General features: G+C 59.3%; 14 protein-coding genes. 5 read left to right on the top strand and 9 right to left on the bottom strand.

Annotated elements, in window-relative coordinates; translation table 11 throughout:
- Nucleotides 1-82: 82 nt before the first annotated feature.
- The 8 genes from ABD720_RS04190 to cydP all read right to left on the bottom strand — a co-directional run bounded on the left by ABD720_RS04190 (nt 83) and on the right by cydP (nt 9,822).
- Entirely contained in the window at nt 83-2,929 is a 2,847-nt protein-coding gene (locus ABD720_RS04190; protein ID WP_344761976.1) for a response regulator, read from the bottom strand.
- Nucleotides 2,929-3,393 carry a response regulator gene (locus ABD720_RS04185; RefSeq protein WP_344761975.1) on the bottom strand — a complete coding sequence of 155 codons (465 nt, stop codon included), beginning with the start codon at nt 3,391-3,393 and terminating at the stop codon, nt 2,929-2,931. Before ABD720_RS04185 ends, ABD720_RS04190 begins: the two co-directional genes overlap by 1 nt.
- Complete coding sequence (locus ABD720_RS04180) at nt 3,383-5,815, bottom strand: ATP-binding protein (protein ID WP_344761974.1); 2,433 nt, start codon at nt 5,813-5,815, stop codon at nt 3,383-3,385. The genes ABD720_RS04185 and ABD720_RS04180 overlap by 11 nt, the downstream gene beginning before the upstream one ends.
- Nucleotides 5,816-6,478: 663 nt before the next feature.
- Nucleotides 6,479-6,784, bottom strand: a complete 306-nt coding sequence (locus ABD720_RS04175) for a cyd operon YbgE family protein (protein WP_344761973.1) — start codon at nt 6,782-6,784, stop codon at nt 6,479-6,481.
- Nucleotides 6,781-6,903, bottom strand: a complete 123-nt coding sequence (cydX, locus tag ABD720_RS04170) for a cytochrome bd-I oxidase subunit CydX (protein ID WP_344761972.1) — start codon at nt 6,901-6,903, stop codon at nt 6,781-6,783. The genes ABD720_RS04175 and cydX overlap by 4 nt, the downstream gene beginning before the upstream one ends.
- Nucleotides 6,904-6,928: 25 nt before the next feature.
- The gene (gene cydB, locus ABD720_RS04165) at nt 6,929-8,065 is read right to left on the bottom strand and encodes a cytochrome d ubiquinol oxidase subunit II (RefSeq protein WP_344761971.1); all 1,137 of its coding nucleotides are present in this window, start codon (nt 8,063-8,065) and stop codon (nt 6,929-6,931) included.
- Nucleotides 8,066-8,077: 12 nt separating this feature from the next.
- Nucleotides 8,078-9,649: a cytochrome ubiquinol oxidase subunit I gene (locus ABD720_RS04160; RefSeq protein WP_344761970.1), complete on the bottom strand. Its 1,572-nt coding sequence runs from the start codon at nt 9,647-9,649 to the stop codon at nt 8,078-8,080.
- Nucleotides 9,646-9,822 carry a cytochrome oxidase putative small subunit CydP gene (cydP, locus tag ABD720_RS04155; protein WP_344761969.1) on the bottom strand — a complete coding sequence of 59 codons (177 nt, stop codon included), beginning with the start codon at nt 9,820-9,822 and terminating at the stop codon, nt 9,646-9,648. Before cydP ends, ABD720_RS04160 begins: the two co-directional genes overlap by 4 nt.
- 426 nt (nt 9,823-10,248) lie before the next feature.
- Between cydP and ABD720_RS04150 the strand changes: the two genes are divergently transcribed.
- Genes ABD720_RS04150 through ABD720_RS04140 form a run of 3 tightly spaced genes read left to right on the top strand, consistent with a single transcriptional unit; the run spans nt 10,249 to nt 13,636 of the window.
- Entirely contained in the window at nt 10,249-11,139 is an 891-nt protein-coding gene (locus ABD720_RS04150) for an MBL fold metallo-hydrolase (protein ID WP_344761968.1), read from the top strand.
- A 27-nt stretch (nt 11,140-11,166) separates the two neighbouring features.
- Complete coding sequence (locus tag ABD720_RS04145; protein WP_344761967.1) at nt 11,167-12,837, top strand: bifunctional protein tyrosine phosphatase family protein/NAD(P)/FAD-dependent oxidoreductase; 1,671 nt, start codon at nt 11,167-11,169, stop codon at nt 12,835-12,837.
- A 1-nt stretch (nt 12,838) separates the two neighbouring features.
- On the top strand, nt 12,839-13,636 hold the full coding sequence (locus tag ABD720_RS04140; RefSeq protein WP_344761966.1) for a sulfite exporter TauE/SafE family protein: 798 nt from the start codon (nt 12,839-12,841) through the stop codon (nt 13,634-13,636).
- 27 nt (nt 13,637-13,663) lie between these two features.
- Here the strand turns inward: ABD720_RS04140 and ABD720_RS04135 are convergent, their stop codons facing one another.
- Nucleotides 13,664-13,858: a YgaP family membrane protein gene (locus ABD720_RS04135; RefSeq protein WP_344761965.1), complete on the bottom strand. Its 195-nt coding sequence runs from the start codon at nt 13,856-13,858 to the stop codon at nt 13,664-13,666.
- 405 nt (nt 13,859-14,263) lie between these two features.
- Here ABD720_RS04135 and ABD720_RS04130 point away from each other — a divergent pair, with 405 nt between their 5' ends.
- Complete coding sequence (locus ABD720_RS04130) at nt 14,264-15,526, top strand: sigma-54 interaction domain-containing protein (RefSeq protein ID WP_425547919.1); 1,263 nt, start codon at nt 14,264-14,266, stop codon at nt 15,524-15,526.
- Between the two features lie 396 nt (nt 15,527-15,922).
- Entirely contained in the window at nt 15,923-17,302 is a 1,380-nt protein-coding gene (locus tag ABD720_RS04125) for a chloride channel protein (RefSeq protein ID WP_344761964.1), read from the top strand.
- Nucleotides 17,303-17,345 lie beyond the last annotated feature (43 nt).

Raw genomic sequence — 17,345 nt, 5'->3', positions numbered from 1 at the left:
AACGCGGGGATTTTTTTTGCTGTCGCGCCAGAACATACGCGGTGCTGGATCAACCGTTACGGTTACCCGTGTCATACGCCACCTAAGCCGGAAGTAATGTGGCAAGCAAGGCTTCAACGACCTCCGGGTCCACCGGTTTGGTGAGGTGGGCATGGAAGCCGGCCCTGGTGGACTTTCTGACGTCTTCTTCGGTACCCCAGCCAGTCAACGCGATCAACTTGGTTGCAGCAGTGACCGGGTGAGCCAGCAGCTTTTGCGCCACTTCATGACCATTCATACCCGGCAAACCGATGTCGAGAAACACGATGTCAGGGTGAAACCAAAGTACTTTTTCGAGGCAATCCTCGCCGCTGAATGCAGCGCAGGTATCGTAGCCGTACAACTCCAGCAGCATCACCATGGTTTCTGCGGCATCCACGTTATCGTCGACCACCAATATCCGCCGACTTGCGATGATGGTCGTGAGAACAGGTGCGACGGATGACTGTGGCTCTGCCGGCGCCGACGCCAGAGGCAGAATCACCGTGAATTCACTGCCCAGATCGATACCGCCGCTTGCTGCCTGCACCGACCCACCATGCATTTGCACCAGCGTCCTGACCAGCGACAGGCCGATACCGAGACCGCCCTGCGAACGATCAAGCGTGCGATTTACCTGGGTAAATACATCGAACACCGTACCCAGCATGTCGGCCGGTATACCCATGCCTGTGTCCTGCACCGAAATCAGCACATGCTCACCATCGCGCTGCGCAGCGAATGTAATCCGGCCACCCGGGTACGAATACTTGGCCGCATTGGTCAGCAAGTTGCTGAAAATTTGCATCAGCCTGGTCGGATCGGCATCCAGCCATAGCGGCTGATCCGGCCAGACGATTTCCAGCGCGTGGCCTGCTGCATCGATGAATGGCTGCGACGCTTCGACTGCCGCGACGGCGACCTCCTGAAAGGCGACGCGCTCGCATTTCAGAACGATCTTGCCACTGCTGATGCGCGAGATATCCAGCAAATCGTCGATCAGACGCACCAGATGCCCGACCTGACGCTCCATCACCGGAAGGGTGTGCGCCGCAGCGTCGGTTTGCGGCGATCGCTTGAGCAGTTGCAAGCCGGTGCGTATGGGTGCCAGAGGGTTGCGCAGTTCATGCGCCAGCGTCGCCAGAAACTCGTTTTTACGCAAGTCCTGCTCCAGGAGCTGCTGTTCATAAGCACGCCGCTCGGTGATGTCATGCGTCACGCTCAGCACCGATGCAACCTGTCGCAGTTCGTTGAATTCGGGCACCAGCCGGCAGGAAAAATGTCGCGGCCCCTGCAACGTGGGCAAGGAAAAATCGAGCGATCTGTGCTGCTGATGGTCGAACACGTGACGAATCGCTTTTTCGAGTTCGTCACATACATCGCGCGGCATATCCAGTTCACGATTGGTTTTGCCAATAATGCCGGATACGGGACAACCGGTGATTTTTTCGACGATGGAATTGACGAATACATGGCGGAATTCGCGGTCATAACGTGCCAGCAAGTCAGGTGTGTTTTCAGTCACGCTACGCAGCTCGCGCGTGCCCTGTGCGACGGCCAGATTTGCGCTCACTTCGGCGGTGCGATCCAGCCCATGGACAAAGATGCCCGATATCCGTCCATCGGACTCGTACAACGGCAGAAATGAAAAATCGACAAAAATATCGATCAGGCTTTTACCAGGTCCGCGCGCCAGCCTGGCAATCATGGCCTTCGCTTCAAAGGCCGTGCCCGTGCGGTAGACCTGTTCCAGTAACGCAGGAAAAGGCTGATCGGCGATCTCGTCCAGCGCTTCCAGCACGGGCTTTCCGATGATTTCCGATCCGCGTCCGACCAGATCAAAAAAGGACTGGTTGGCTAACTGAACAACAAAGTCGGGGCCCGTCAACACGGCTGAAAATGACGGCATGATTTCCATCATCTGTGACAGCTGTAACTCCTTGGCGAGCAGACTGCTTTCTGCCCGGGCGTGCTCCACGGCAGCCCAGGTGCGCTGGGCAATTTCTCGCACGATCGATATGTCGTCAGCGCTCCAGTCGCGTGGGCTGGTCTGATGAATGGCGAGAACACCGACCAGCTGGCCGTTTTTCAAGATTGGCGCAATCAGATAGGCCACGATTTCCAATTTGGCGTATGCCGACTTTTCACGGTCCGACCGAGTACTGTCTGTCTGCACGTCGGACACGACAATGCTTTCACCAGACATCAGCCTGCGCAGCAGCGTCGGGCCATAGTCATGCAGATTGTAGATACCGGCCATTTGCTGCACGCCGCTCACGTAGCTCGGCCCGACCACGACGGTGCCTGTCTCGTCGGCCTCCCCGTACAGGACCCGATTGGCTTTCAGGTACTGGCCTAACAGACGGGCAGCGACGCGCTTGAGTGCCTGTTCTTCGCCCAGCTCGCGCGTCGAGTCGAGAAACAGGCTGCGAAATGTCTCCCGGTCATTCAACAGCTGCAGCGCAGTTTTGCGCTGATGAAGTTCGCGTGCCATGGCCCAGCTTTCACAGGCGTTTTCAAGCGCGCGCACCAGCGCAGGGCCGGTAGTCCAGTCTTTGCCGATGTAGTCTTGCGCACCCGCGCGCAACACGCGCCGCCCTTCTTGCGGACTGGCGCTGCCGGTCACCACGACCACCGGACACACCGGCATGCCGTCTGGTCCTGCCAGCGCTGCCAGCAACTCGGGCGCCTCCATTTCGGGCAGATCATAATCAAGCACGATACAGTCAGGAAGAGAAGTCGCACCCAACACCATCTGGATACCTGCTTCTGCCGTTCCAGCTTCCAAAAAGGTCAGACGCTTGTCGCAACCATTGAGCAGCATGCTGCGGATATCAGCACGGTTGTCTGGACTTTCGTCGATGATTGCGACGCACCAGGACTGCAAATTTTCTTTTTCGTGTCGGGGCATCAACTGACTTTCACCGATTCGGCATGCAGCGTGACGCTGTCAAGCCAGTAGTGCATCAAGGAGCGCAGCAGTAATAGATACTGATTGTAGTGCACTGGTTTGACGTGGTACGCGTTGGCACCTGCGTGGTAACAGAACGCCATATCTTTGGGATTGGCCGAAGTCGTCAGCACCACCACCGGAATTGCCTTCAGCAGTACATCGTTCTTGATTGTCATCAGGGCCTCTCGGCCATCGACACCGTGCGAATTGAGGTCCATCACGATCAACGCCGGCAACAGCGACAAATTCACCTTGCCTTCGCCACGCAGCAATGCAAGGCAGTCACCTCCTGAAGCTACGCGGTGGATCACGCGCGCGATGCCTGCCTTGGCAGCCACTTCGCGCAGCGTGTCGAAATCTTCGTCTGAATCTTCCACCACGACGATTGAGGCAATGGAGGACGATGGATGCCTAGGTTTCATCCGACCTGCTCGTCGTAAAGAAAAATGTGCTCCCCTCACCAGCAATGGAGTCGATCCATACCTGCCCGCGGTGTCGCTCCACCAGCTTGCGCACGATCGTCAGGCCGGCACCAGTGCCGCCACCGAATTCTTCCCGACCATGCAGGCGCTTGAACATTTTAAATACCTGCTCGAAATGGCGAGAGGCGATGCCAATACCGTTGTCGCGCACGTAGTACACCGTTTGTCCCTCGGAACCTGGCGGAAACGTGCGGCGCAGCGATGCTTCGTGCGCACCGACATAATTGACCTCCACACGTTTATCGGCCTTGTCGTTGTATTTGACGGCGTTCGACAACAGGTTAACCAGCACTTCGCGAACCCGCACACGATCACACATGGCCGGCGGCAGCCGCCGGGGCGCAACGATCTGCGTCCGGCCATCGCTGGTTCTGGAGCCGATCATTTCCATCGCATCACCGAGCACATCGTTCATATCGACATTTTCGAGCGTCAGTTCCTCCCGGCCGACGCGCGAGAAATGCAGCAGCGAATCGAGCAGGCTGTCCATGCGCAACGTCAGGCGCAGCAGCCCTTCGAGCTTGCGCTTGTCATCCTCGTCAGGCGATCCTGCCTCCATCAACTGGTGGGCGTATTTGGAAATCCCACGCAATGGTTCTTTCAGGTCGTGGCTGGCAACGTAAGCAAACGCATCGAGCTCTTCATTGCTGCGCGCCAGATCGGCATTCAGTCCGGCCAGTCGTTCGGCACGCACGATAACCAGTTCCATGATCAGCGCCCGCAATCGCGAGACGGCATCGATTTCAACTTCCAGCCAGGGCGTTGCATGACGAAAAACCGATTCGCTGAATGGCTCGAAACTGTGGCGCGGCCTGACGAGAGTATCACCCGGGTCGGCAGCCGGTGTATCGTCGTGCGGGTTGCCGCCCCAATTAACCGTCTTTTCGACCTCGGGCCGAAACCACATCATCAAGTTCTGGCCGCTGCGTGACAACGGTGCTGCCAGCACGCCGCTGGCGACGTCGGCAAATTCGGCGCCAGCAGGGTAATCGGTCGCCAGCGAGTGCGTGACGTACACGGAGCTAACGATCGCTCCGACGTCCAACCGACCAACCACCCACTGACCGAGCGCCTCGAGTTGCGATTCGGTGGGCGTTGAACCAACCCGCCACCAGCGGTCACGATGAAACAGCGCTGCACCACTTGCATGCATTGCGCTCAGCAGCGAGGGTTCACCGTCCGTCATGGACGCGAGTCCACCTTCTTGCGCCGCGATACTGAGAAGCTTCTGGTTGACTTCTTCCAACCGCAGGCGGTACGTGGCATTCTCTCGATCTTCCACTGCCCGGTACTGCAACGAGGCCACCTGCGCTAAAAATTCGCAGGCTGCGCGCAACTCATACGGTACGTGCGACGGGCCACTATAGCGATGGCAAATGATCAGACCCCACAAAACGCTTTCACGTCGGAGCGACATCGTCAGGCTGGCAGCCACGCCCATGTTTTTCGAGTATTCGGTGTACATGGCCGAGACGCCGCGCAGCGCGCAGTGGATCATGTCGATTGGCTGCCCGGTATCGGGGTTGGCCCTTGGGATCATCTCGGCCAGCTCGCAATGCATGTCAGGCACCGGTCGAATCCAGGTTTTGGCGAAAATATCACGCGCCGATTTCGGAATATCGGCCGCCGGGTAATGCAGGCCGACCCATGGCACAAGATGGCTCAGGCGACTTTCCGCAACGACCTCTCCGTGATTATCCGGATGAAACTTATAAATCATCACCCGGTCGAGGCTCGACAGCACACGTACTTCTTCAGCAAGCGCCTGGCAAAATTCTTGCACGGTATCCGCGGTTTGAATGCGCGTGACCGATTTCTTGATGAACGAGTAATAGTCGGGATTTGCGTTTTGGCTCAGAGAATGTGGCATCGTTCCTGCAGCACGCTGGCTTCGTACGGCGGCTTCGAATTCCAGGATCGCCGCGCCGTCTATGGTATGCAACGTCACATCCAGTGCAGCAACTTCGTCATTGGCTGGCAGCGTAAAGGCGTAAATCGGATTTCGGTCGGTTTGCTCGGTCGCCAACATACTGCGTAGCCGAATTGCGCCCTCTTCGTTGACGACTGCCGCGACGCTGTGACCAAGCAAGTCGAGAGGCTTGTGACCAAGAATAGCCAGCGTATTTTCGCTCGCCTGCAATACCGAGAGATCCGAACAGCGCAACACCAGCAACGCCCCATGGGCCTGAATGCAACCGGGCGTCCGGATTGGTTCGGATTCGCAGTTGTTAATGCTAAAGCCGTGGCGCTTGGTGCTATAGGTTTCCTGACCCCAAGGCATTGCACCATCCACCTCTGGCGTGGCTGCTGCGAGTGGTTCTGCAAACGTGCTTTGAACGACTTCGGTGAAGTTTTTATCCATGACGGTTGGTTTTTATTTCCTACTTTTTAAAATGGCTGACACCATACGAACAGGCAGACGGAGGTACCAATTGTACGGGCAGCTTGGTCATTTTTGCGTCCGGTGATGCGCTAGAGATCAAACGCCCTATACGATGGTGCATCGTACAGGGATCGCCGTCGCGGCCCTAAAAAATCCAGGTGCCGCCGGCGTGATACCTGACGCCGTCAGACTGTGCGCGGTATCCATCTGCGCGCCCAGCGTGACACGTTGTATCACACAGAGACAGTCCGCGACTACGGCCGGGATAACCGGCAGGAAAGGTCACGGTGCAGAAACGAGCGCTTTATTTCACTGACAGTGAGGCAGGGCTTGTCGATGATCGGGGGTGTCAATCAGACGCATTGCGCGCGTCGGAAGTACTTTTGCAGCGCAGGGAAAAACTCGCCAGCGTGTTCAGGATTTGCCGGATGAATTTTTGGTAGATTTTTTTAGCTGTGCGTCACAACCGTGGGATTGTCTCCATCCCTGGCGATAGTCTTGGCGGGCAAGTGAGGAGGTAATCAAATCAAGGACCCGACTAACGGTGAGCAACGTCAACTGTTGATCACGTGCACCACCGCGCGTCGTCCATGTCGCTCATGCCGATGCTGTTTTGCGCTCGCCTCCGCCATCGCCTGGCAATCACCACAGAAATCGGATCCCGATCGCTGCGGCCAGCGCTGCCAGGCAGGCCCATCCCGAGAACATCCAGCGCCAGACCAGTGCCTGCGGCACGAACCCGACGCCACGGACAAAGCCGGCACTCATGGCCAGAAACAGAACCAGCGCGAGGCGATGGTCGGCATGGCCGCCGGCGTCGGTCATCAATAACGGGTACAGGCTGCCGGCCAGCATGATGACCAGCGCCACCGCCAGGCTGGGGAAATGCACCGATGACCCCGCAGCCGCAGTAGCAACAGCAGCAGCCTTCTCCGGAATGACGTTCATGATGCCGGGTCGTCGCTGTCGTCCCGTATCCGGGCGGCTTCATTTTCTCCCCACATCGCGTTCATGATGGCCAGCAGCAGGGCAAAGCCGACGCCCAGTATCCATGCGAAATACCACATAATTTGTACTCCTCAGTTAGTCGAATCAATAGGCCGAATGGTCGTTGGCGACGATGTGCGCAGCCGTGACCTTGCCGCGCATCACGCGATAAGCCCACGCGGTGTAAAGCACGATCAGCGGCATGAAGAGCAGCGTCGCCCAGAACATGATGGCGAGGCTCAGGTGACTGGCAACGCTGTCCCAGACCGTCAGACTGGCAGCCGGCATCAATGACGATGGCATGATGAACGGGAACATCGAGGCACCCGCCGTACCGATCACGCCGATCACTGCCAATGACGAGGCGACGAAAGCGCTCAGGGTCCGCCGTGCCAGCAGCAATCCGGCCGCCAGCAGCGCACCTGCCATTGCCAGGAAGGGCAGTAACCACAGCAGCGGTTGCCTGCCATAGTTGTCCATCCACGCACCCGCTTGACGCACCACGGTTTTGGCTAGCGGATCAGGCAAGGCCGCCATGTCGATCACCGAGGTGATGCGAAAACCCTCGATGCTTTGCAGCCAGATGCCGGCGGCGATGAAGGCGAATACCAGTATCAGCGCCGCCGCCACGCCGCCTTTGACGGCGCGCGCCTGGATCGTGCCCTCGGTACGGTGTGCCAGATACGCGCCTCCCTGCAGCGTGATCATGGCACTGCTGACCAGGCCGGCCAGCAAGGCAAACGGATTGAGCAATTGCCAGAAGCTGCCGGTGTAGGTCGAGACGAGGTAATCGTCGAACCGGAACGGCACGCCTTGCAGCAGGTTGCCGAAGGCGATCCCGAAGACCAATGGCGGTACCGCACCGCCGATGAACAGGCCCCAGTCCCATGTGCTGCGCCAGGCCGCATTGTGAATCTTGCTGCGGTAATCAAAGCCGACCGGGCGAAAAAACAAGGCCCATAGCACCAGCATCATTGCCCAGTAAAAGCCGCTGAACGCGGTTGCATACACGACCGGCCATGCTGCAAACAAGGCACCTCCGGCAGTGATGAACCAGACCTGATTGCCGTCCCAGTGCGGGCCGACCGTATTGATGACGACGCGACGTTCGATGTCGCTGCGTCCGACGAATGGCAGCAGCGTTGCGACGCCCATGTCGTGACCGTCCATGATCGCAAAGCCGATCAGGAGCACGCCCACCAGCAGCCACCAGATGATTTTCAGGGTTGGATAATCAAGCATCATTGTTCTCCTTCAAGCCAGTACGGGTGCGTGGCGCACAACTTCTTGCTGATAGCGGCCAGTGCCAAGACTGCCGGGCCCTTGTCGCGCAAACTTGACCATCAAGAACATCTCGACGATCAACAGCACGGTGTAGAACACGATGAAGCCGGCCAGCGAGCCATACAGGTTGTTGACGCTGAGAGTAGAGACGCTCATGTGGGTCGGCAGCACGCCGTAAATGGTCCACGGCTGGCGACCGTACTCCGCCACGAACCAGCCCAGTTCACAGGAGATCCACGGCGCAGGCAGCATCCACAGCGCCCATCGCAGCAGCCACGGCCGCTGCGAGCAGGTCGACTTGATCGTGCTCAGGAACGCCAGCCCGAACAGCAGCAGCATCGCAAAGCCCAGACCCACCATGATGCGAAATGCCCAGAACATCGGTGTCACGCGCGGCATCGTGTCATTGACGGCACGATCGATCATCGCGGGCGTTGCCTGATTGACGTCGACGACATATTTTTTCAGTAACAGACCAAAACCCAGATCGGCTTTGTGCCTGTCAAATGCCTGCAATGCCACGGTATCGGTGCGATGGGTACGCAAGGTCTCAAGTGCCTTGACCGCCACGATGCCGCGCACGATGCGCTCCCGGTTGTTGGCCTTGATATCGTGGATGCCGGGAATCTGCTTGCTGACCGAGCGGGTCCCGATCAAGCCCATGACCCACGGGACTTCGATTTCCCAGTTGTTTTTTGATTCGGCTTCATTGATGCTGGCCACCAGCGTCAGGCCGGCCGGTGCCGGTTTGGTTTCCCACATCGCTTCGATGGCCGCCATCTTGGTCTGCTGCGCTTCGCCTACCGTGTAGCCGGATTCGTCACCCAGCACGATCACGCTCAGCACCGATGCCAGACCAAACGCTGCCGCCACCCGAAAACTGCGTTTGGCGAACTCGACATTGCGCCCTTTCAACAGGTACCAGCTGGAAATGGACAACACGAACATCGATCCGGTCACATAGCCGGCCGACACGGTATGCACGAACTTTGCCTGCGCCACCGGGTTGAATACGACGGCCCAGAAGTCCACCATTTCCATGCGCATGGTCAGATAGCTGAATTCGGCGCCGACCGGATTCTGCATCCAGCCGTTGGCAATCAGAATCCATAGTGCCGACAGGTTGGTGCCGATTGCCATGAGCATCGTCACCAGCAGATGCTGCGGCCGGCTCAACCGGTTCCAGCCAAAAAAGAACAGGCCGATCATTGTCGATTCCAGGAAAAACGCCATCATTCCCTCGATCGCCAGCGGCGCACCGAAGATGTCGCCGACATAGTGCGAGTAATACGCCCAGTTGGTACCGAACTGGAATTCCAGCGTGATGCCAGTGGTCACGCCCAGCGCAAAGTTAATGCCGAACAGCTTGCCCCAGAAGCGCGTCATGTCTTTCCAGATCACATTGCCGGTCATCACATACACGCTTTCCATGATGACCAGCAACCACACCATGCCCACGGTCAGCGGCACAAATAGAAAGTGGTACATCGCCGTTGCCGCAAATTGCAGCCGTGACAGGTCCACCAGTTGTTCTGAAATCACTTTCCTGCTCCTTGAGTAGATGTTGTTGCAGTGATCCTGTCGGCGATGCGCTCTGCATCGACGGTGACGCTCGCGTCACGCACGAACAGCCACCACAGTGCGGTCAAGACAATGAACTTGATCAGCACGGCGATGATCAGTTGGCGCAGCAGGCGGCGGTCGGCAGGGGTCATGACACCCGATACAGCAGGTTTCGTGCCAAAACATTTCTTAAAAAGAATGCTTTTGAAAACAGGGACTTGGGATTTTTACGAATGACACGCCAACCAGATGGCAGCGCCATTCACTGCCATGCTGACATGCACTGTCACGATGGCAGTCGCATGACATGCCAGCGGACCGGCGCCGCGCGGCCAGCATTTACACAACACACTGTTATTGCCACATGACTGCCCCGAACTGCCACTTAGCTGCCATTTGGCTGAGTGCTGCTGCCACTGGCAGTACGCAAGCTTCCCTGCTCGGACAGCAATAAAAATAAATCATCATTAAATCAATAGCTTGTGCGGATTTAATTTGAATCGCTGGGTTGGTACGCTTATTGCGAAGCGTAAAGATGCCTGGCGCTACAGACCAGCTTTTACAGGAGACATACCCGCATGGCGCTCACCACACCCACCCACGCCCGGATTGAAGGCTTTTTTGACCAGAACACCTGGACTGTCAGCTATCTGGTGCTCGACCCGACCACCGGACACTGCGCGTTGATTGACAGCGTGCTCGACTACGATCCGAAGTCCGGCCACACCACCACCCGCTCGGCCGACAAGCTGATCGCCCGCGTACGCGAGCTCGGTGCCAGCGTGCAGTGGATACTCGAAACCCACGTCCATGCAGACCACCTGTCCGCCGCACCGTATTTGCAGCAGCAACTGGGTGGCAAGATCGGCATCGGCAGCCAGATCACCCAGGTGCAGCAGGTCTTCGGCAAGCTGTTCAATGCCGATGCCGGCATGGCACGTGATGGCAGTCAGTTCGATCACCTGTTTCAGGATGACGAAGCCTTTGCCATCGGCTCGCTGGCCTGCAGCACCATGCATACGCCCGGCCATACGCCGGCCTGCATGACTTATGTCATCCGGGATCAGGACCAGACCATGGCGTTTGTCGGCGACACGCTGTTCATGCCCGACTACGGCAGCGCCCGCTGCGACTTCCCCGGCGGCGATGCCCGTACGCTGTTTCAATCGATCAATAAGGTGCTCAGCCTGCCGGCCGACACCCTGCTGTACATGTGCCATGACTACCTGCCCGGCGGGCGCGATGTGCAATTCGTCAGCAGCGTGGCTGATCAGCGCGCCCATAACATTCATGTGCATAACGGCGTCAGCGAGGCCGAGTTCGTGGCGATGCGCAACAAGCGCGACGCCACGCTGGAGATGCCGACACTGATCCTGCCTTCGGTCCAGGTCAACATGCGTGCGGGTCACTTGCCCGAGCCCGAAGATAACGGCGTGCGTTACTTGAAAATACCGCTCAACGCGGCCTGATTCACCCAATAAAAATTCGGAGACAACATGGACATTCGCCACCTCACGTCAGGACTATCGGTTGCGCCGCAATTGCTGGCAGCCGACATCGCCCTCCTGAAACAGCACGGTTACCGCGCCATCATCTGCAATCGACCCGATGGCGAAGGCGCCGATCAGCCGCTCTTTGCCGAAATCGCCCGCGCCGCGCAGGAGGCCGGCATGGCGGTGCACTATCTGCCCGCCGAATCCGGCAAGGTCAGCGACGAGCAAGGCATCGCATTCGGCGTCTTGTTCGACAGCCTGCCCAAACCGGTACTGGCGTATTGCCGCACCGGCATGCGTTCGACCACGATGTGGGCGCTGTCACAGGCAAAATTGCAGCCACTGCCCGCCATCCTGGCTGCGGCCACCAAAGCCGGCTTCGACCTGAAAGGGGTTATCCGGCGCATTGTCAATCAGGGCCGCACCCCGGTCGAGATCGCCGAAGCGGAGCATACGGTGGTGATCATCGGAGGTGGCGCCGCAGGCATCGCCACTGCCGCGAGCCTGCTGGCACGTTGCCCCGGGCTGGACATCGCGATCATCGATCCGGCCGATGTGCATTATTACCAGCCCGGCTGGACGCTGGTTGGTGCCGGCGTGTTCGATGCGCCGAGTACGGCGCGCACGATGGCATCACTGATTCCCGAAGGGGTGCACTGGATCAAGTCTGCGGTGGCGGCATTCGAGCCGGAACGCAATGCGGTCATTCTTGACGGTTGCCGTGTCGTCAAATACGCCCAACTGATCGTCTGCCCCGGACTGAAGCTGAACTGGAACGCAATCGAGGGCCTGCCTGAAACGCTGGGCCGCAATGGCGTCACCTCGAACTATCTGTATCACCTGGCGCCATACACCTGGCAACTGGTGCAGCAATTGCGCAGCGGCCGTGCCATCTTCACGCAGCCGCCGATGCCGATCAAATGCGCCGGTGCACCGCAAAAGGCGATGTACCTGTCAGCCGACCACTGGCAGCGCACCGGTGTGCTTGACGCTATCGATATCGAATTCTGCAACGCCGGCTCGGTGCTCTTCGGCGTGGCCGACTATGTACCGGCGCTGATGGACTACGTGCGCCGCTATGACATCGCGCTCGATTTCGGCCACAACCTGATTGCGGTCGATGGTCAGCACAAGAGCGCGACCTTCAGCCGCACCAATCCCGATGGCAGCAAGGATGTTGTCACGCGCGAGTTCGACATGCTGCATGTGGTGCCGCCCCAGGTCGCGCCGGATTTTATCCGCGTAAGTCCGCTGGCTGACACCAATGGCTGGATCGACATCGATCCGGCCACGATGCGCCACAATACCATCGAAAATATCCATGCACTGGGCGACGCCGGGAACTCCGGCAATGCAAAAACTGCGGCTGCAGCGCGCGTGCAGGCGCCGGTCGTTGCGCACAATGTGCTGGCTGCACTCGGCAAATTGACTGGCAGCGCGCGGTACGACGGCTACGGCTCGTGTCCGCTGACGGTGGAGCGCGGCAAGATCGTGCTGGCCGAATTCACTTATGGCGGCAAGGTCGCACCCAGCTTTCCCGCATGGCTGATCGACGGCACCCGGCCGTCGCGCCTGGCCTGGCTGCTGAAAGAGCGCATCCTGCCGCCGCTGTACTGGAAAGGCATGCTGAAGGGGCGCGAATGGATGGCGAAGCCGGAACTGGCGGATCTGTAACATGGTGACGATCCTGCTGCTCGGCTTTACTGTCGGCATCATCCTGGCGCTCACCGGTGCCGGCGGCGGCATTCTTGCCGTGCCGTTACTGGTATTCGGTGCCGGCTTGAGCATGGCCGAAGCCGGACCGATTGGCCTGCTGGCGGTCGGCCTGGCGGCGACACTGGGTGCCGTCATGGGGTTGAGAAACGGCACGGTACGTTACAAGGCCGCGCTGTTGATCTCGGTAACCGGCATCGTGTGCTCGCCAATCGGCCTGTGGCTGGCCCAGCGCACTCCCAATCGTCCGCTGACGATCCTGTTTGCCTGCGTGCTGCTGTTTGTCGCCTGGCGCGTGTTTCGTAAATCCAGGACTTCCGGGGAGCGGGCTGCCAATGACCAGCGGATACCGCCCTGCCAGATCGATACCGTCAGGGGCAAACTGATCTGGACCGTTCCTTGCGCGCGGGCGCTGGCCGTGGCAGGTGTGGCAGCAGGTGGTCTGTCGGGCCTGCTTGGGGTCGGTGGCGGTTTTGTGATGGTGCCCGCGCTGCAGCGGTATACCGATCTGGCGACCCAGTCGATTCTGGCAACCTCGCTGGCAGTCATCGCGCTGGTATCGATGTCCGGTGTGGTTGCCAGCACGTTGTCCGGTCACTTGCAATGGGCGGTTGCCCTGCCGTTTTCGGGCGGCGCACTTGCGGGCATGGTCGCCGGACGTCTGGTCGCCACGCGCCTGTCAGGTCCGCATCTGCAAAAGGGATTTGCGGTCGTATCGGCGCTGGTTGCAGTGGCACTACTGATCAGGGCGATGCGGTAGTGCATCGCCCTGGCCGGCAGCGCGCCGTCAGCGACGGCGCAGCGGGCAGGTATTGAATCCTAAAATTGTGTAGACCGGACAGGTGCCGATCGCTCCGGTGACCAGGGGCACGATGCCGATGTAGCCCCACACGCCAACCGTATTCGTGGCGGCAAGTGCGATCAGCGCAAGCCCGCCGCCGACACGCAGCACGCGATCCAAAGTACCTTCATTGATTTTCATGGTGAGTCTCCCGGGTTGTTTGAAATTGATACATGACGTACTACCTGTAATTACGTCATCAACATATCAAGATTCGTGCCAGCGTATCGCGCCACCAAACAAATTCATAACCAGTTGATTCGAAGGACTTTTGTTTAACCAGTACCGCATTCCGCATAAGTCAATGGCACCTGTAATTGGCAGTACAGACTGCCATGTTGGCAGTTTTGGCGGTAGGATGCGACAGACGCCAAACCAATCATGAGGACGCACATGCCGCAGATGCCGCACAACCCGAGCGCCGACAACGCTGACGACGCTGATAAAGCCGACGGCTCGACAACCGCGGCGGCGCCACACAGCATCCTGCCCGCCAAGCCGCAGGTGGACGCCCTGATTTCATTTCTCGAACACGAAGCGCAGCCGATGATCGTACTGGATCCGGAGTACAACATTCTCGCAGCAAACACGGCGTACCGACGCCAGTTCGGCGCCGCCAACAGGTCGGTGATTGGCCAAAAATGCTACCGCGTGTCGCACCATTACGAGGTTCCCTGCGACCAGGCTGGTGAACACTGTCCCATGAAAAAAGCGTTCGAACTCAAGGGCCCCGATCGTATTCTGCACATACACCACACCCCGCGCGGCCCGGAACATGTGGATGTCGAGCTGCGCCCGATCATGGATACGGACATGCAAGTCGTCGCCTATGTCGAGCGTCTGGTGACGGTACGCACTGCCTCGGCGCGTCCGAGCGCGGAGGGACTGGTTGGCCAGGCTCCCAAATTTAACGCGGCACTATCCGCGGTACAGAGGGTGGCACCGTCGATGCTGCCGGTCATGTTGCTCGGTGAATCCGGCACCGGCAAGGAGCTGTTCGCACGTGCGGTCCACGAGGCCAGCGGACGCGCCCGCGGTCCTTTTGTCGTGGTGGATTGCTCTGGTCTGACCGAGACGCTGTTCGAGAGTGAACTGTTCGGCTACGAGAAAGGTGCCTTTACCGGAGCCAATGTGCGCAAAAAGGGCCTGGTCGAAACAGTGGATGGCGGCACCTTGTTTCTCGACGAGATCGGTGACGTGCCGCTGGCGATGCAAGTCAAGCTGTTGCGGCTGATCGAGTCGGGTACGTTCCGCCGTGTTGGCGGCATCGAAACACTGCAAGCCAATTTCAGACTGATTACCGCGACACACAAGCCACTCGGACAAATGGTCGGTGACGGGCGGTTTCGGCAGGACCTGTACTACCGGATCGCCGCTTTTCCGATCACGCTGCCGCCTTTGCGCGAACGCTCATCAGACATTCCGATGCTGGTCGACTCGTTCCTTCGGCGTGACAGCACGGACCAGCAACGGGTGTCCGTGCATGCCAGTGCGATGCTGCAGCTGCAGGCATACGCCTGGCCCGGCAACCTGCGCGAACTGCGCAATGTCCTCGACCGGGCCAGGCTGTTTGCCGACGATCACATTATTCGACCCGAGCACTTGCCAGACTTCATCGCGAGCAATGGGGTCGCATTCACGCCAGCCTCGTCGTTACCCATGACGCCGATTGACCGGAAAAATGGCGACGATGCCGAGCTTCGGCGCCTTGCAAGCGACAACACACTGACACGACGGGAGCTGGCCGTCCGGTTCGGCCTGAGTGAACGTACGCTGTATCGACGACTTAAAAGTCTCGGTCTGGCGTGAGTTGGCGTTGGTGCATTGGGCCAATTGCAAATCCCGCGCCCCATCCCGGTGTACGCGCAAGCTCACCACTGGCGGGGTCGGGGTCGGGGTCGGGGTCGGGGTCGGGGTCGGGGTCGGCAAGACTGGCGCCGATCAAGCCGCGCCCCAGCAAGTGCTTTACCAGATAGCTGAGGTCTGATTGGTGGCGCTCGGGCGAGCGCGCCAGTTCATTTCTGCCAATTCCGGCCGCGTCTTGCCTTACACTCTGGCCCACTAGTCGGGATCCGCCTACTCGGGCATTTTTCCCGACTTGACGAAGGTGGGATCTCACGGCAGTCAAGACAACGCGAAACTGACGGAAGACGCGCGTGGCTGCGCGTGTACTGACACCGACTGAAACCACCAGGAAGAAATGCGATGAAACTCAATCACCACGTTGGCAGGGCCGTCAAAAAAGAATTTGGTGATTGGCAGCTATGGTGGTCGCGTGCCGTCGTGGTCGGTGCCGCATCGGTGGCCGGCTTGACGGTGGTGGCCTTTTCCTGGCTATCCGACCATGCAGTGAACCTATTTTTTCAGTTGTATGAGCGGTTCTGGTGGGCACCGCTGATATGGACACCGCTGTGTGCAGCCGCGATCCTCGCCGTAACACTGCGCTACGTGCCAGGTGCGGGCGGTTCCGGTATTCCGCAAGTGATGGCGGCGCTCGATCCTGCTGTCGATCCGGGCCGACGCGGTTTGTTCGTGTCGCTCCGACTGAGCGCTGCCAAGATTGGCCTGACGGGCGCCGGCATGCTGGCCGGCCTGTCGCTGGGGCGTGAAGGTCCTTGCGTTCAAATCGCTGCCGGGGTGATGCTGGCGGCACGCCGTTTCCTGCCCAAACGAACTTCCGTTACGGCGCACGGTTTGCTGGTAGCCGGTGGCGCGGCCGGTATTGCGGCTGCATTCAACACGCCGCTGGCCGGGGTGATGTTTGCGATTGAAGAGTTGTCGCGCAATCCGGAAGAGCGCAACAGCGGTTTGCTGATGGCGGCGATTGTGCTGTCAGGCGTTATTGCTGTCTCGATCGGTGGCAACGCCACCTATTTCGGGATTATTCATGCTGGCCAGATCGGTCTGGCGCTGCTACTGCCTGGATTGATGGTGGCGCTGGGAAGCGGGCTGGCTGGTGGCCTGTTTTCGCGCTTGCTGATCGCCTCGCTTGGCGACCAGACACGCGACGCGCCGAGTCGACTGCGGCACGCCCACCCTGTACTGTTCGCCGCCCTGTGCGGTCTGGCCGTAGCGGGACTCGGAATTTTAACCAGCGGTGCCATATTCGGCAGTGGCTACGTGAACACGCGCGATATGCTGGCCGGTACCGAGAGCACACCGGCTGTGTACGTCCTGTTCAAGTTTGTTGCGACCTGGCTGACGGCCTGGTCTGGCGTTCCAGCCGGAATCTTTGCGCCGGCGCTGGCCATCGGCGCCGCGCTCGGCAATGACATCTCGCAATTGACGGCTTATCCGCACGCCCCCGAATTGATCGCGTTGGGCATGGTTGGCTTTCTGGCAGCAGCCACGCAGGCTCCGTTGACCGCCTTTATCATCGTGATGGAAATGGTCGACGGCCACGCGATGGTGCTCAGCCTGATGGCCTGCGCGCTGGTGGCCGCCAGCATCGCCCGCCTGCTCAGCGCTCCGCTGTATCCAACCCTGGCGAAGCTGCAACTGCAGCGTCTGGGATCGGTAGACGCGCATGTTCCGGCGACATCGCCGCAAGCCGCGCCGACCGACAACCGAAGCAGTTCTCCTTAAAACTAGCCAGCGCGAGTCGCTGACTTTGCAGCAGTGCCGGTGT

This window comes from Actimicrobium antarcticum, assembly GCF_039536745.1.
In the GTDB taxonomy this organism is placed as follows: Bacteria; Pseudomonadota; Gammaproteobacteria; order Burkholderiales; family Burkholderiaceae_D; genus Actimicrobium; species Actimicrobium antarcticum.
This window is presented reverse-complemented; position numbering and strand designations above follow the sequence as displayed.

What these genes read in the sequence shown, in the direction of transcription:
- ABD720_RS04190 (WP_344761976.1), bottom strand. Translation starts at nt 2,929, where the DNA reads ATGCCCCGACACGAAAAAGAAAATTTGCAGTCCTGGTGCGTCGCAATC.
- ABD720_RS04185 (WP_344761975.1), bottom strand. Translation starts at nt 3,393, where the DNA reads ATGAAACCTAGGCATCCATCGTCCTCCATTGCCTCAATCGTCGTGGTG.
- ABD720_RS04180 (WP_344761974.1), bottom strand. Translation starts at nt 5,815, where the DNA reads ATGGATAAAAACTTCACCGAAGTCGTTCAAAGCACGTTTGCAGAACCA.
- ABD720_RS04175 (WP_344761973.1), bottom strand. Translation starts at nt 6,784, where the DNA reads ATGAACGTCATTCCGGAGAAGGCTGCTGCTGTTGCTACTGCGGCTGCG.
- cydX (WP_344761972.1), bottom strand. Translation starts at nt 6,903, where the DNA reads ATGTGGTATTTCGCATGGATACTGGGCGTCGGCTTTGCCCTGCTGCTG.
- cydB (WP_344761971.1), bottom strand. Translation starts at nt 8,065, where the DNA reads ATGCTTGATTATCCAACCCTGAAAATCATCTGGTGGCTGCTGGTGGGC.
- cydP (WP_344761969.1), bottom strand. Translation starts at nt 9,822, where the DNA reads ATGACCCCTGCCGACCGCCGCCTGCTGCGCCAACTGATCATCGCCGTG.
- ABD720_RS04150 (WP_344761968.1), top strand. Translation starts at nt 10,249, where the DNA reads ATGGCGCTCACCACACCCACCCACGCCCGGATTGAAGGCTTTTTTGAC.
- ABD720_RS04145 (WP_344761967.1), top strand. Translation starts at nt 11,167, where the DNA reads ATGGACATTCGCCACCTCACGTCAGGACTATCGGTTGCGCCGCAATTG.
- ABD720_RS04140 (WP_344761966.1), top strand. Translation starts at nt 12,839, where the DNA reads ATGGTGACGATCCTGCTGCTCGGCTTTACTGTCGGCATCATCCTGGCG.
- ABD720_RS04135 (WP_344761965.1), bottom strand. Translation starts at nt 13,858, where the DNA reads ATGAAAATCAATGAAGGTACTTTGGATCGCGTGCTGCGTGTCGGCGGC.
- ABD720_RS04130 (WP_425547919.1), top strand. Translation starts at nt 14,264, where the DNA reads ATGATCGTACTGGATCCGGAGTACAACATTCTCGCAGCAAACACGGCG.
- ABD720_RS04125 (WP_344761964.1), top strand. Translation starts at nt 15,923, where the DNA reads ATGAAACTCAATCACCACGTTGGCAGGGCCGTCAAAAAAGAATTTGGT.